This is a genomic window from Methanothrix soehngenii GP6 (assembly GCF_000204415.1).
Taxonomy (GTDB): domain Archaea; phylum Halobacteriota; class Methanosarcinia; order Methanotrichales; family Methanotrichaceae; genus Methanothrix; species Methanothrix soehngenii.
The window spans coordinates 1,406,657-1,418,942 of the sequence record NC_015416.1; the positions used below are offsets into that span (position 1 = coordinate 1,406,657).

General features: G+C 54.9%; 11 protein-coding genes and 1 tRNA gene. 5 read left to right on the forward strand and 7 right to left on the reverse strand.

Features of this window, described 5'->3' with window-relative positions; translation table 11 throughout:
- Positions 1-108 precede the first annotated feature (108 nt).
- Positions 109-804: a hypothetical protein gene (locus MCON_RS07055; RefSeq protein ID WP_232844359.1), complete on the forward strand. Its 696-nt coding sequence runs from the start codon at positions 109-111 to the stop codon at positions 802-804.
- A 214-nt stretch (positions 805-1,018) separates the two neighbouring features.
- On the forward strand, positions 1,019-1,228 hold the full coding sequence (locus MCON_RS07060) for an AbrB/MazE/SpoVT family DNA-binding domain-containing protein (RefSeq protein ID WP_013719316.1): 210 nt from the start codon (positions 1,019-1,021) through the stop codon (positions 1,226-1,228).
- A gap of 165 nt (positions 1,229-1,393) precedes the next feature.
- Here the strand turns inward: MCON_RS07060 and MCON_RS07065 are convergent.
- The 4 genes from MCON_RS07065 to MCON_RS07080 form a co-directional block, all read right to left on the reverse strand.
- Positions 1,394-1,467, reverse strand: a tRNA-Arg gene (locus MCON_RS07065).
- A 131-nt stretch (positions 1,468-1,598) separates the two neighbouring features.
- Positions 1,599-1,907, reverse strand: a complete 309-nt coding sequence (gene rpsJ / locus MCON_RS07070) for a 30S ribosomal protein S10 (RefSeq protein ID WP_013719317.1) — start codon at positions 1,905-1,907, stop codon at positions 1,599-1,601.
- Positions 1,908-1,929: 22 nt separating this feature from the next.
- Entirely contained in the window at positions 1,930-3,204 is a 1,275-nt protein-coding gene (gene tuf / locus MCON_RS07075) for a translation elongation factor EF-1 subunit alpha (protein WP_013719318.1), read from the reverse strand.
- A 72-nt stretch (positions 3,205-3,276) separates the two neighbouring features.
- The gene (locus MCON_RS07080; protein ID WP_013719319.1) at positions 3,277-5,472 is read right to left on the reverse strand and encodes an elongation factor EF-2; all 2,196 of its coding nucleotides are present in this window, start codon (positions 5,470-5,472) and stop codon (positions 3,277-3,279) included.
- Between the two features lie 207 nt (positions 5,473-5,679).
- Here MCON_RS07080 and MCON_RS07085 point away from each other — a divergent pair, with 207 nt between their 5' ends.
- Positions 5,680-7,074, forward strand: a complete 1,395-nt coding sequence (locus MCON_RS07085) for an aspartate kinase (protein WP_048132081.1) — start codon at positions 5,680-5,682, stop codon at positions 7,072-7,074.
- A complete protein-coding gene (gene purM, locus MCON_RS07090) occupies positions 7,071-8,066 on the forward strand; it encodes a phosphoribosylformylglycinamidine cyclo-ligase (RefSeq protein WP_013719321.1) in 996 nt (331 codons plus the stop codon). The genes MCON_RS07085 and purM overlap by 4 nt, the downstream gene beginning before the upstream one ends.
- A gap of 27 nt (positions 8,067-8,093) precedes the next feature.
- On the opposite strand, the gene MCON_RS07095 is transcribed toward purM, so the two are convergent.
- Positions 8,094-8,870, reverse strand: coding sequence for an ATP-binding protein (locus tag MCON_RS07095; protein WP_013719322.1), 777 nt, complete (start codon positions 8,868-8,870; stop codon positions 8,094-8,096).
- A 168-nt stretch (positions 8,871-9,038) separates the two neighbouring features.
- Here MCON_RS07095 and MCON_RS07100 point away from each other — a divergent pair, with 168 nt between their 5' ends.
- Positions 9,039-11,069: an adenosylcobalamin-dependent ribonucleoside-diphosphate reductase gene (locus tag MCON_RS07100; RefSeq protein WP_013719323.1), complete on the forward strand. Its 2,031-nt coding sequence runs from the start codon at positions 9,039-9,041 to the stop codon at positions 11,067-11,069.
- Between the two features lie 12 nt (positions 11,070-11,081).
- On the opposite strand, the gene MCON_RS07105 is transcribed toward MCON_RS07100, so the two are convergent.
- Both MCON_RS07105 and MCON_RS07110 read right to left on the reverse strand, forming a co-directional pair.
- Positions 11,082-11,792 carry a DNA alkylation repair protein gene (locus MCON_RS07105; RefSeq protein ID WP_013719324.1) on the reverse strand — a complete coding sequence of 237 codons (711 nt, stop codon included), beginning with the start codon at positions 11,790-11,792 and terminating at the stop codon, positions 11,082-11,084.
- A gap of 216 nt (positions 11,793-12,008) precedes the next feature.
- Positions 12,009-12,239 (reverse strand): hypothetical protein, encoded by a 231-nt coding sequence (locus MCON_RS07110; RefSeq protein WP_013719325.1) that lies wholly within the window; start codon positions 12,237-12,239, stop codon positions 12,009-12,011.
- Positions 12,240-12,286 lie beyond the last annotated feature (47 nt).

Here is a 12,286-nt window from a genome sequence, read left to right on the forward strand (position 1 = left end):
AGATCAAACTATCGCCCCCCCCAGTGCAATAACTTTTTTATCTAGAAGATCCAAATAGATCTCCAGTAAGAAAAATGGGGTAGGATTACGAGGGGAGTAGCGTTGGCTTTGTTGCTGATATTCCTCTTCACCCTGGAGCAAACTGGCATAGCATCTGCTCTATCCGGGCAGGTCCAGGAGGGGGAGTTCACCAACGGCCTGAAGGTGGCAGGAACGGGCTATTTCGAGGTTGGCGTCTCAGTAAAGGACAGAAACCTGGCTTTGGAGTATAACAGCTTCATGACCGGTGACGGCGACCTGGAGATGGATACGGGAACCGTTGAATCCCAGAGAGCTGGGCGGATGCCGGGCATGAGCAATGACTCAACTATTCCCCTGAACCTCTGGGAGAACACTCGGATCACCTACTCCGGCACCACCCCAATGGTGGGAACCAAGTACATCAACTCCAAATCCTTCTGGGGAGGAATAGGAGCTGAGGTTCAGGAGTCCTTCTCCGTCACCGAGATGGAGAGGGAAGGAAGCACATTCTTCGCCTCCACAAATCCTTCCTCTTATACCGCTGACCCGAATGAGATCGCACGGCTCCTCAGCACCAGCCCGGTTGACTCGGTAGGCATATCGACCAGGAACTCGTTTAATGGAACCTGGCAGACCGATGCCCATCTGCACAAGATGTTCTCCAAGGATGTCAAGGTGCACGAGTCCTTTACCGGCACGTTCGATGTGGAAAAGAGGCTGGTCTTCCGGGACGATCCAGCTAAGGAGAAGCGAGAGGCGGGATGCGAGGGCATAGACTGCTAGAGAGTTCATTCGATGAAAAGTCATGCTCTCCGGCCATGCCAGCGAGCAGGGCAGCTCTTGCGACCGCCTCCTTGCCGGCAGCCTGCTTCCCCGATGGATCGACAAGAAATTCACGGTTTTGCCATCTTCTAGATCAGACATCTTATCGCATTGCCTTCATATGAACCTCATCTCAGAATAAGCCTTTTATAAACAAGAGGGATGGATGGCCTAGGTGAGTGGATTGATTACCAATATCGATGCTAACGGCAGGGTTCAGCTTCCCCTAGCCATCAGATATGGCCTTGACCTATGCACTGGAGACAGGATTGCCATAGACCATTTGGGCGATGGGACCATCATTCTCAAAAAGATCGATGATGGGGTTACTCTAAAAGGAGCAGACAGGTCAAATGCCAGGGCAGAAAAGGCATCCAGCAGCTGATAGCGGAGAGAAGATCAACCGGAATCTACCGATCGGCGATCCTGCTTAATTAACTTAAGAAATTTCCGGAGAGTGTACTGCCACAGCGGTCACTTCTGGAAATCTTTAGCGAGACTCAGTAAATCCCAGAAAGCCCAAAATTTAGAATCAACTGCAAAAATGTTACGGACCCGCCGGGATTCGAACCCGGGCCCGAGGCTCCGGAGGCCTCTATTCTATCCAGACTATACTACGAGTCCACATCCCCTTTAATCTCATTCAATCCAGCATCTTATGCAAATAATCCTATGATACTGGAACATTCCTCTGAAAATTTAGAATGATATAGGCAGCGGGCTCTCTTCCCGGGAAGCACCCCCACCTACTGATCTCAGCTTTCCAGAACGATTTCTATATTCACGTTTTTAGGAACCTGAATCCTCATGAGCTGCCGAAGAGCGCGCTCATCGGCATCTAGATCGATAAGCCTCTTGTGCACCCTCATCTCCCAGTGGTCCCAGGTCGCTGTTCCCTCTCCATCAGGGCTCTTTCTGCATGGTACAACCATTCTCTTAGTGGGAAGAGGGATGGGGCCCGCCATATGGACGCCCGTCCTCTGGGCAATCCCTTTGACCTGATTGCAGATATCGTCCAGCATCAAGGGATTGGTGCCAGAGAGCCGAATTCTAGCCTTTTGCATGTTTACACCAAAAAAAGTTGGTTCAGCGTGGTACCACGCTCATGCACATGCCGGCTGCGACGGTCGTGCCCATGTCTCTAATGGCGAACCTGCCCAGCTGGGGAATCTCCTTCACCGGCTCAATGACCATGGGCTTGGAGGGAGTGACCATGATGATGGCCGCATCTCCAGCCTTGATGAAGGCGGGATTCTCTTCCTTAACTGCACCGGACCTCGGGTCCAGCTTGGCCAGAATGGCTGTCAGGGTGCAGGCGATCTGAGCTGTATGGCAGTGGAATACTGGAGTATATCCAGCGGATATGGCGCTTGGATGCTGCAGCACCACTATCTGGGCCTTGAACTCCTTGGCAACGGTCGGGGGCTTCTCCACCGATCCGCAGACATCTCCCCGGCGAATGTCCTTCTTGGAGACGCCACGCACATTCCATCCGATGTTATCTCCGGGGAATGCCTCAGGCACCTCCTCATGATGCATCTCAATGGACTTGACCTCGCCGGTCACATTTGCGGGCTGGAAGACTATCTTATCGTTCTTTCTCATGACACCGGTCTCTACTCTGCCCACGGGCACAGTGCCGACACCTGAGATGGTATAGACGTCCTGCACCGGTACGCGCAGAGGCAGGTTGGTGGGCTTATCCGGGACCTTGAGGTTGTTTAAGGCCTCGAGTAGGGTTGGGCCCTTGTACCAGGGCGTATTGGTGCTGGCTTTGGCCAGGTTATCTCCCATCAGACCGGAGAGGGGTATGAATGGTATATCATCTACCTTGTATCCAACCATCTTGAGGAGCTTGCCTACCTCTTCCTTGACCTCGTTGTACCTCTTCTCGTCGTAGGGTGGGGTGGTGGCATCGATCTTGTTCATAGCCACAACCAGCTGGTTGACTCCCAGGGTCCTGGACAGGAAGACGTGCTCCTTGGTCTGAGCCATGACTCCGTCCGGGACGGCCACGATCAATACGGCAGCATCTGCCTGGCTGGCCCCGGTGATCATGTTCTTCACGAAGTCCCTGTGGCCAGGGCAGTCCACCACGGTAAAGTAGTACTTGGCGGTATCGAAGCGATGATGGGCGATGTCGATGGTAACGCCCCTCTCGCGCTCTTCCTTCAGGCTGTCCATGACCCAGGCGAACTCGAAGGTTGCCTTACCTTTGCTTGCTGCTTCTTTTTTATACTCATCAATGACGTGGGGGTCTACAGCCCCTGTCTCGAACATCAATCTGCCTACGGTTGTCGACTTTCCGTGGTCGACGTGTCCAATGAATGCTAGATTGAGATGCGGCTTAGTATCTGCCATAACTTATCTCCTCCAACTGGCACTATCCATATTTTTCGGTATTTCTGCTTTTAATCCTTTCGAAGGGTTCGCTTATACGACCTTCAGGTAATCACTGGGTTTGGGCATCTCCGGCTTCAAGCCCTTTCTGGTCCTGATCTGCTTGACAGTCTCTAAGAGCAGGTTTGCGGGCAGGGGCTCGAATCCTGCGAACTCCGTCGACCAGAGGGCTCTCCCTTCGGTGGCCGATCTTATCGCCCCGGAGAAACCGAACATCTGAGCCACAGGCATCTTGGATTTAAGGATCACCATATCGCCCTGGCTGTCCATGTTTAGGATGACGCCTCTTCTCCCCTGGATCTCAGACATGGCTCCACCCATTTGATCCTGAGGCACCTGTATATAGACGTTCTGGAAGGGCTCGAGCAGCACGGGATCTGCCATTAGGATCCCTGCCTGCACTGCCTGCCTGACTGCGGGAATGACCTGAGCCGGGCCGCGGTGCACTGCATCCTCGTGCAGCTTCACATCCATGATCTTGGCCTTTATCCCCTGGACCGGTTCCCTGCAGATGGGGCCGTTCTTCAAGGCCTCCTCGAAGCCTTCCAGTATGAGCTCCATGGTCTCTCTCAGGTACTGAATGCCTTTGGTCATATTAAGAAGGATATTGGTCCCGTAGTAGCCGGATATGTTCCGGGCCTCATCCTTATCCATGCCATTTTCGATGAGCAGCTTTCTGCGCTCAATCTCCTCCATCTTCATGCTGATCTTGCCCTCTTTCAGGGACTGGATCACTCCTTCTTCCAGAGGCTCAAACTCGATATAGAAGCGGTTATGATGGTTGGGCGACTTTCCTTCTACTGGCCCCGCATGGCCGGCTATGGACTCCCGGTATACCACAATGGGCGGAGAGGTCTTCAGCTCTACACCGCGATCGCGCTGGAGCCTGGTGACGGTGACATCCAAATGCAGCTCACCCATGCCTGCCATGAGATGCTCTCCGGTCTCCTCATTGATGGTGACCTGCAAAGTTGGGTCCTCCTTGGCGATCTGCCTCAATACCTCGACCACCTTGGGCAGGTCGCGGGTGTTCTTGGCCTCGACCGCCACGGTCATGACCGGTTCGGAGACATGCTTGATCTGCTCGAAGGGGGTCATATTCTCCTCTGAGGATATAGTGGATCCGACGATCGCATCCCTAAGGCCGGTAACCGCTGCGATGTTCCCTGCCGGGATCTCCTCTACCTCTACCCTCTCCGCACCCATTACCACGCCGGTCTGCTGAATGCGGTTGGTTCCACCGAAGCCAGATACATAAAGCTCCATGCCCCGCCTGAGTGTCCCGGAGAAGAGCCTTCCTGTGGCCACCTCGCCAGCATGAGGGTCGACCTTGACCTTGTTGATCATGAAAGCCACCGGCCCATTCGGATCGCATGAAGCCATGGCCTTCCCCACCGGGCTGTCCCAATCGCCGTGCCAGATGACCCCGACCCGCTCCTTCTGGGCCTCGATGGGACTGGGCAGGAACTTGACCACCATATCGTTGACTGCAATGTACAGGGGAACCTTCTCTGCCAGCTCCTTCATCTTTCCTTCATGGCAGTAGTCTACCACCTGATCAAAGCCGATCCCCGTCTTCTTCATCTGGGGAACGCTTATTGCCCAATTATAGAGGGCTGACCCGAAGGCGATATTTCCCTTGGCGGCATCCAGCTTCCAGCCGGCTTTATATTTCTCCTCATCCATTCCTAAGATGAGCTTGTTGACATTGTCAATGACCTTGCCCAGGCGAGCGGCCATGTCCTTCTTCTCCACCTTGAGCTCGTTGATCATCCGGTCCACTTTATTGACGAAAAGGACCGGCCGAACGCCCTCCTTCAGAGCCTGTCTGAGCACGGTCTCCGTCTGGGGCATGGCGCCCTCTACCGCGTCCACGACCACCACAGCACCGTCCACAGCGCGCATGGCTCTTGTGACGTCGCCCCCGAAGTCCACGTGGCCGGGAGTGTCAATCATATTGATCAGATACTCTTTGCCGTCCACCTCATGGACCATGGAGACATTGGCGGCATCGATGGTGATTCCTCGGGCCTGCTCCAGGGGATCGAAATCCATGAATAGCTGCTTTCCTGCCAGATCCATGGAGATCATGCCTGCCCCGCCCAACAGGTTATCAGAAAGGGTTGTCTTGCCGTGATCGATATGTGCTACGATTCCGATGTTCCTGATAAACTGGGGTTTATCCATCAGAGTGGTTACGCGTTCTGCTATCTTCTTCCTCTTGCCCATAATACGCCTCGCGAAGTTTGAGATAAATCATATAATCCTGACTAGGACTGAGACTCCTCGGGCTCAATGTATTTAAGCCTTCGGCCCCTTCTTCGGGCGGTTTGTAAAGGGAAATATACGATCCTTCATATTGGCAGACCGCCCTCTTGAACCATCGCTGGACAAAGCTTAAATCGATGCGAAGATAGCTGTGGTTCGGTTTTTAAGATGGCGCGCTTGGTAATGAAGTTTGGTGGTGTTTCCGTTGCTGACGGAAACCGGCTGAGGCATGTGGGCGATCTTGTCGCGCATTTCCATCGCGACAATGAGATAGTCCTCGTCACCTCTGCCCTTCAAGGGGTAACGGATGAGCTTCTGGCCTGTGCCAGAAGGGCGGCCAGCGAAGGCAATGTCTCAGATGTGATGGACTTCATGGAGAGGATCACAGATAGACACAACCAAGCGATAGCAGATGCAATCCAGAATCCTGCAATCGCCAAAGAGGTACAGGGTATAATATCTGAGAAGCTCTCATTGCTCGAGAAGGCCTACATCGGCATCTGCTATCTGGGAGAGCTAACCAGACGCTCGCTCGACTATATCTCCGGCTATGGCGAGCAGCTGGCTGCACCCATTCTATCCGGGGTGCTGCGGGATATGGGAATCGAATCCCAGCATTATACCGGAAGAGAGGCGGGAATCATCACCGACAGCAATTACGGGGATGCCAGACCCCTGGAGAAGACCTATGGCCTTATCCCCCAGAAGCTACTGCCGTTGAAGGGCGTCCCAGTGGTCACCGGATTCATAGCCCAGGACGAGAAGGGGACGAATACCACCCTTGGCCGTGGTGGCTCCGACCTTTCCGCATCACTGATCGGTGCGGCGATCAATGCGGATGAGATCTGGTTCTGGAAGGAGACCTCCGGCATCATGACCACTGATCCCAAGATAGTGCCAGAGGCCAAGACGATACCCACCATCTCCTACCGGGAGGCGATGGAGCTCTCCTACTTCGGGGCTAAGGTCCTCCATCCCAGAGCCATCGAGCCAGCCATAAAAAAGGGTATCCCTGTGAGGGTTAAGTGCACCTTCGATCCCGAGGACCCAGGAACTCAGATCGTGAGGGACGATGTTCCCAAAGAGGATGTGATCAAGGCGGTCACACTGCATCAGAAAGTCGAGCTTCTGAACATCTCCGGCGCTGGGATGATAGGGACACTGGGCGTTGCTGCTCGCGCCTTCACCGCTCTGGCCGAAGCGGGGATCAATATCGTGATGATCAGCCAGGGCTCCTCTGAGGCCAACATATCAATGGTCATAGAGGAGGGACAGGCAGATCGAGCGGATGAGGCTCTGCGATCCGAGTTCCCCAGAGATGTGGTCAAGGAGATCTCCCATGACCATGATGTCTGCACAGTAGCGGTGACAGGCTCGGGAATGGCCGGGACTCCTGGGGTAGCCGCCCGGGTGTTCAAGGCCATGGGTCAGGCTAAGATCAATGTGGTCATGATCAGCCAGGCATCTGGCCAGCATAACATCTCCTTTGTGGTGGCATCGGCGGATGGGGAAAGAGCAGTCCGGGAGCTTCATCGCGAGTTCGGTCTGGGTGGTGAAGCATGAAGAAGCTCACCTATGCCCAGGCAGGAGTGGACATCAGCCTGGAGAATAGGTCCATCGAGGCCATGAAGTCCGTTCTCACCACCAGGCGCAAAGGGTTCGGGGCGCCATTGACCGATATAGGCCATTATGCAGGCCTCCTGGATATGGGAAGCTTTGCCCTGGCCATGACCACAGACGGGGTGGGTTCAAAGGTTCTGATCGCCAATGCCATCTCCAAGTGGGATACCGTGGGAATTGACTGCATAGCCATGAATGTGAACGACCTGTATGCCATCGGCGCGGAGCCCATAGCCTTTGTCGACTACCTGGCGGTGGAGAAGGTCGATCCCGAACGCGCTGAGCAGATAGCCATAGGTCTCGCCCGGGGTGCTGAACTCTCCAATATGACCATCGTGGGAGGAGAGACCGCCTCCCTGCCGGAGATCATCCGGGGATTCGACCTGGCCGGAACCGCTATCGGCGTCGTGGACAAGGATAAGGTGGTGACCGGGGAGAAGATCAAGAAGGGGGATGTGCTGGTTGGGGTCCCCAGCAGCGGCCTGCACAGCAACGGCTACACTCTGGCCAGGGCCATAGTGGCCCAATCCGGATACACTTACTTCGATCGCCTGCCCGGAGGGGAAAAAAGCATAGGAGAGGAGCTTTTAGTTCCCACCAGAATATATCATGAAGTGGTAGAGCTGGTGGGAAGGTGCGATGTCCACGGCCTCGCGCACATCACCGGCTCGGGACTACTAAAGCTGCGCCGGATCAGCAATCTCGGATTCGAGATCACCGATCCGCTGGAACCCCAGCCCATATTCCATTTCCTGCAAGAGCAGGGCAGGGTGGAGGATCTGGAGATGTACCAGACGTTCAACATGGGAATGGGCTTTTTAGTGGTGCTGGCGGAGGAAGAGGCCCAGGAAGCCTGCCGGATCATGGGACCTGGCTCTCGGGTCATAGGGTCGGTGGTAGGAGAGGGATTAAGAGCAGGCCATCTGGCCTTCTAGGCCTGCCTGTTTCATCTATTTCTCGATCTATTCATTCTTCTCTATTTTATTCTCGCCGAACATCTCTTCAAGCTTCTCTTTTATCCTCTTGATGGACTGGACCGAAGGGCAGTCGGCATCTATAGGAGGGGTGCCTGCCAGGTCCGCCTCCACCAGGCAGCGATCGAAGGGTATGGTTCCGAGGACTGGAATTCCCATTGCCGAGAGCTTGTCCGCCACAGGACCGGGGTCGTCCGCCTTGTTAATGACAGCAAAGTACCTGGAGATGCCTATCTCTTTGCCCAGCTGCATTATCCTCTCCACGGTCTCAATGGACCTCATCCCCGGCTCCACCACTGCGATCATGGCGTCTACGCCTCTGGCAGTAGCCCGGCCCAGATGCTCTATGCCCGCTTCCATATCCAGGATCACCAGATCCTTCTCCCGGGTTATCACATGTCGAAGGAGGGCTTTGACGAAGGCATTGGCAGGACACATGCAGCCCGATCCTCCGGAGTCGATGGTGCCCATGACCACCAGCTTGACGTTGTCCGGCCCGGTGCAGCCGCACATGCCTACAACATCGTCGACCTTGGGGTTCATCTTGAACATGCCCATGGGCATGCCCGCTCGCTCCTCAACCAGGTCCTTGTGTTCAGTGACCGGCTTGGGCAGATCAGGAATGCCCAGAGCCGAGCCCAGGTTCATGCTCGGGTCGGCGTCGATCGCCAGGACGTTGTAGCCGTCGCGCGCAAATAAACGGGCCAGGGTTCCGGCGAGGGTGGTCTTGCCCACGCCTCCTTTTCCTGAGATGGCAATTTTCATTTCATTTAACCTCTGTAATTGTAGTAAGTCAGCGGTCAAGCCATAGAAATTTAACGGCTCGGGCAAGAGAGATGCAGGTTTATATCGATTATGCATGATAGGTATAGGATGCGGGATAATCCGGATTTAATAGAGCTGATGGATTTCGAATCCGCAGGATGAACAGGGATGATCGAGCGCATCAGAAAACGGGAGGGAAGGGTGGTCGAGTTCCAGACCGAGAAGATTGCTCTGGCCATATCCAAAGCCTTTCGAGCCGTGGGCAGAGAGGAGGAAGATGCTCCTTTCAGGCTGGCAGAGAGGGTGGCTAAAGAGGCAGAAGAACGATTCTCCCGCACCATTCCCGGAGTGGAGGAGATCCAGGACCTGGTGGAAAGAGCGCTCATATCCGCTGGCTACGCCGATGTGGCCAAGGCCTATATCCTCTACCGCCAAAAAAGAACGGAGATCAGAGAAGCCAAACGCTATCTAGGAGTGGCAGATGACCTGAAGCTCTCGGTCAATGCTGCGGAGGTGTTGAAGAAGAGGTATCTCTTAAGGGACGAGCGGGGAGATGTGGTGGAGACCCCGGGTGAGATGTTTGGACGGGTGGCCGATCATATCTCCAAGGCTGAGTCCAAATATGGCGGCGATGTTGAAAGCTATCGATCTCTTTTCCTGCAGATGATGAGGAACCTGGAGTTTCTGCCCAACTCCCCCACCCTGATGAACTCCAGGCTGGAGCTGGGGCAGCTATCGGCATGCTTCGTCCTTCCAGTGACGGATTCGCTGCCAGGCATATTCGACGCTCTGAAGAACATGGCCCTCATCCACCAGAGCGGCGGAGGCACAGGATTCTCCTTCTCTCGACTGCGGCCCAAGGACGATGTCGTCCGGGCCACTGGGGGAGTGGCCAGCGGACCGGTCTCCTTCATGCGCATCTTCGATACAGCGACCGATGTGATCAAGCAAGGCGGGCGTCGCCGGGGAGCGAACATGGGGATATTGAGGGTCGACCATCCCGATATCATGGAGTTCATCGAGGCCAAGGAGCGGCCGGGATTCCTGGAGAACTTCAACCTCTCTGTGGCGGCGACAGACGAATTTATGGAAAAATCGCGGGGTGAGGGCGAGATCGACCTGATCAATCCGCGCACGGGCCTGGCGGGGGGCCGGCTGAAGGCAGCGGAGCTTTTGGGCCTTATCGCCACCTCCGCCTGGAGGGGTGGCGACCCGGGGATCATCTTCATCGATCGCATCAATGCCGCCCACCCCCTCCCCGGGGAGATCGAGGCCACAAACCCCTGCGGGGAGCAGCCCTTGCTGCCGTATGAGTCCTGCAACCTGGGCTCGATCAACCTCTCCCGGCTGGTAAGAAAAGGAGAGCTGGACTGGGATCGTTTGGCTGAGCTGGTCAGCCTGGCGGTGAGGTTTCTGGATGATGTCATCGATATGAACCGCTTCCCCCTGCCGCAAATAGAAGAGGCCACACTGAGCCGCCGCAAGATCGGCCTGGGTGTGATGGGCTTTGCCGATATGCTCATCCAGATGAACATCTCCTATGCCTCGCCCCAGGCTGTGGCCCTGGCAGAGAAGCTGATGGGATTCATCAGCGAGCACGCTCGTGCCCAGTCGGCGCGCCTGGGTGAGGAGAGGGGATCGTTCCCCCTGTTTGATAGCTCGCGCCTGCGGGGGTGGAGCGCAATGAGAAACGCCACGGTGACCACCATCGCCCCCACTGGCACCATCAGCATCATCGCCGGGACGAGCAGCGGCATTGAGCCGCTCTTTGCATTGGCATTCGTGCGCCGGGTGCTGGAGGGGGCGCGGCTGCTGGAGGTCTCACCGCTCTTTGAGAAGATGGCGATGGAAAGGGGGATTTATACCCCAGATCTCAAGGTGGAGCTGGCCTGGAGGGGCAGTGTGCAGGAGATCGCTGGCCTGCCCCAGGATCTAAAGGAGCTGTTCCGCACTGCTCTTGACATCTCTGCTCAGCAGCATGTGCGCATTCAGGCCGCCTTCCAAAAATATACGGACAATGCAGTATCCAAGACGGTGAACCTGCCTGCAGAGGCAACGGTAAGCGATGTGCTCCAGGTTTACAGACTGGCTTACGACTTAGGGTGTAAGGGAGTAACGGTATTCAGATATGGAAGCCGAAGCCAGGTGCTCTATCTAGGAAATGGGGAGACAGTTCCTGGGTGCAAGTACTGCGGATAGTTCCAGAGGATATCATCTCTCCATCGCTTTTCTTCTCAATTCCGCGGGCATCTTCTCTATGGCATAGCGCAGAGACGTTCTGGGCATGACGGCCTTGTTTTTCATCACATAGTCGAAGACCTCAGCCTGATGAGCCCGGCTCGCTTCTTTTAAAAGCCAGCCATATCCCTTCTGCACCATGTCGTCCTTATCCAGAAGGAGGATGTCAGCGATCATGAATGCCTCCGGCAGAAAGTCGCCCCTGCGAGCGGGTAGGATGAGGGTCACAGCTGAGGCCCGCCGCACCCATCGGTTGTCTGACCGGGCCCAGCCAAAGAGCTTCTCCATGTATTGAGGATACAATTCAATGAAGCTTCCCAGGGTATGGTTGCATAGGGTATCGCACTTCGCCCAGTTGTTCACATACCTCTCAAGCCAGCCCTCAAAGATGAAGAAATCGGAGGGCTCATATTGGCTGCGCAGGGAATAGGCCCACTCAAAAGCGATGAACGCCTCCTCCCCATAGTCTGAGCAGAGGAGCTCTTCGCACAGGGTGAAGATCTTCCCTTTGTCCCTCCCTTTTATCTCCCGGAAGTATTTGGTCGCGATCTTCCTGACCAGGCTGGATTTGACACCGTAAAACCTGACCTCCTCCTTGAAAAAACGTGATGCTCCGTCTCTGGTCTTCTCATCGATTCCCTCAATCAGCTCTTGGCGTAACCTGGTCAGGACATGCTCATCCATGTCCTCAACTGCAGAATCGCTTAGATCAAAAGATCTTCGCTGAAAGTAGGGCTCAAGAAAAATGGGAGGGCGAGCATTCTCAAATGGAAAGGGCTAAATAAAATAAACATCTATGATGTTTTTGTTAAGTAAATCAAATCATCAGATGCGCGAGAGATTCGGGGCCCACCTCCTCCCTGAATTTCTCAGGCGGCCCTTTCAGTGAGGGCTTTTTCGCTATTCCTCTCCTGCTGCCTCATCCATCGTGAAATCCATAGATTCTGCCAGTTCATTGATCAAAGGCCCGAGCTTGTCCTTCATCTCCGGCTTCAATTCGATCAGCTTGAAGAATATCATCATCTTGCTGGCCATGCTGATTTCCTCAAGCTCTTCACCAATCCCTTCCAGGCAATCATTGATGGAAATGAGGGTATCAGAGATCTCCTGCAGAACCTCAATTTGAGTCATTCATTCAACACCTACTTCCCGTCCTGCATGGAGTATTGAAATAACTG

Coding starts and splice junctions, on each gene's coding strand:
- rpsJ (WP_013719317.1), bottom strand. CDS start 1,907: ATGCAAAAGGCTAGAATTCGGCTCTCTGGCACCAATCCCTTGATGCTG.
- tuf (WP_013719318.1), bottom strand. CDS start 3,204: ATGGCAGATACTAAGCCGCATCTCAATCTAGCATTCATTGGACACGTC.
- MCON_RS07080 (WP_013719319.1), bottom strand. CDS start 5,472: ATGGGCAAGAGGAAGAAGATAGCAGAACGCGTAACCACTCTGATGGAT.
- MCON_RS07085 (WP_048132081.1), top strand. CDS start 5,680: ATGGCGCGCTTGGTAATGAAGTTTGGTGGTGTTTCCGTTGCTGACGGA.
- purM (WP_013719321.1), top strand. CDS start 7,071: ATGAAGAAGCTCACCTATGCCCAGGCAGGAGTGGACATCAGCCTGGAG.
- MCON_RS07095 (WP_013719322.1), bottom strand. CDS start 8,870: ATGAAAATTGCCATCTCAGGAAAAGGAGGCGTGGGCAAGACCACCCTC.
- MCON_RS07100 (WP_013719323.1), top strand. CDS start 9,039: ATGATCGAGCGCATCAGAAAACGGGAGGGAAGGGTGGTCGAGTTCCAG.
- MCON_RS07105 (WP_013719324.1), bottom strand. CDS start 11,792: ATGGATGAGCATGTCCTGACCAGGTTACGCCAAGAGCTGATTGAGGGA.
- MCON_RS07110 (WP_013719325.1), bottom strand. CDS start 12,239: ATGACTCAAATTGAGGTTCTGCAGGAGATCTCTGATACCCTCATTTCC.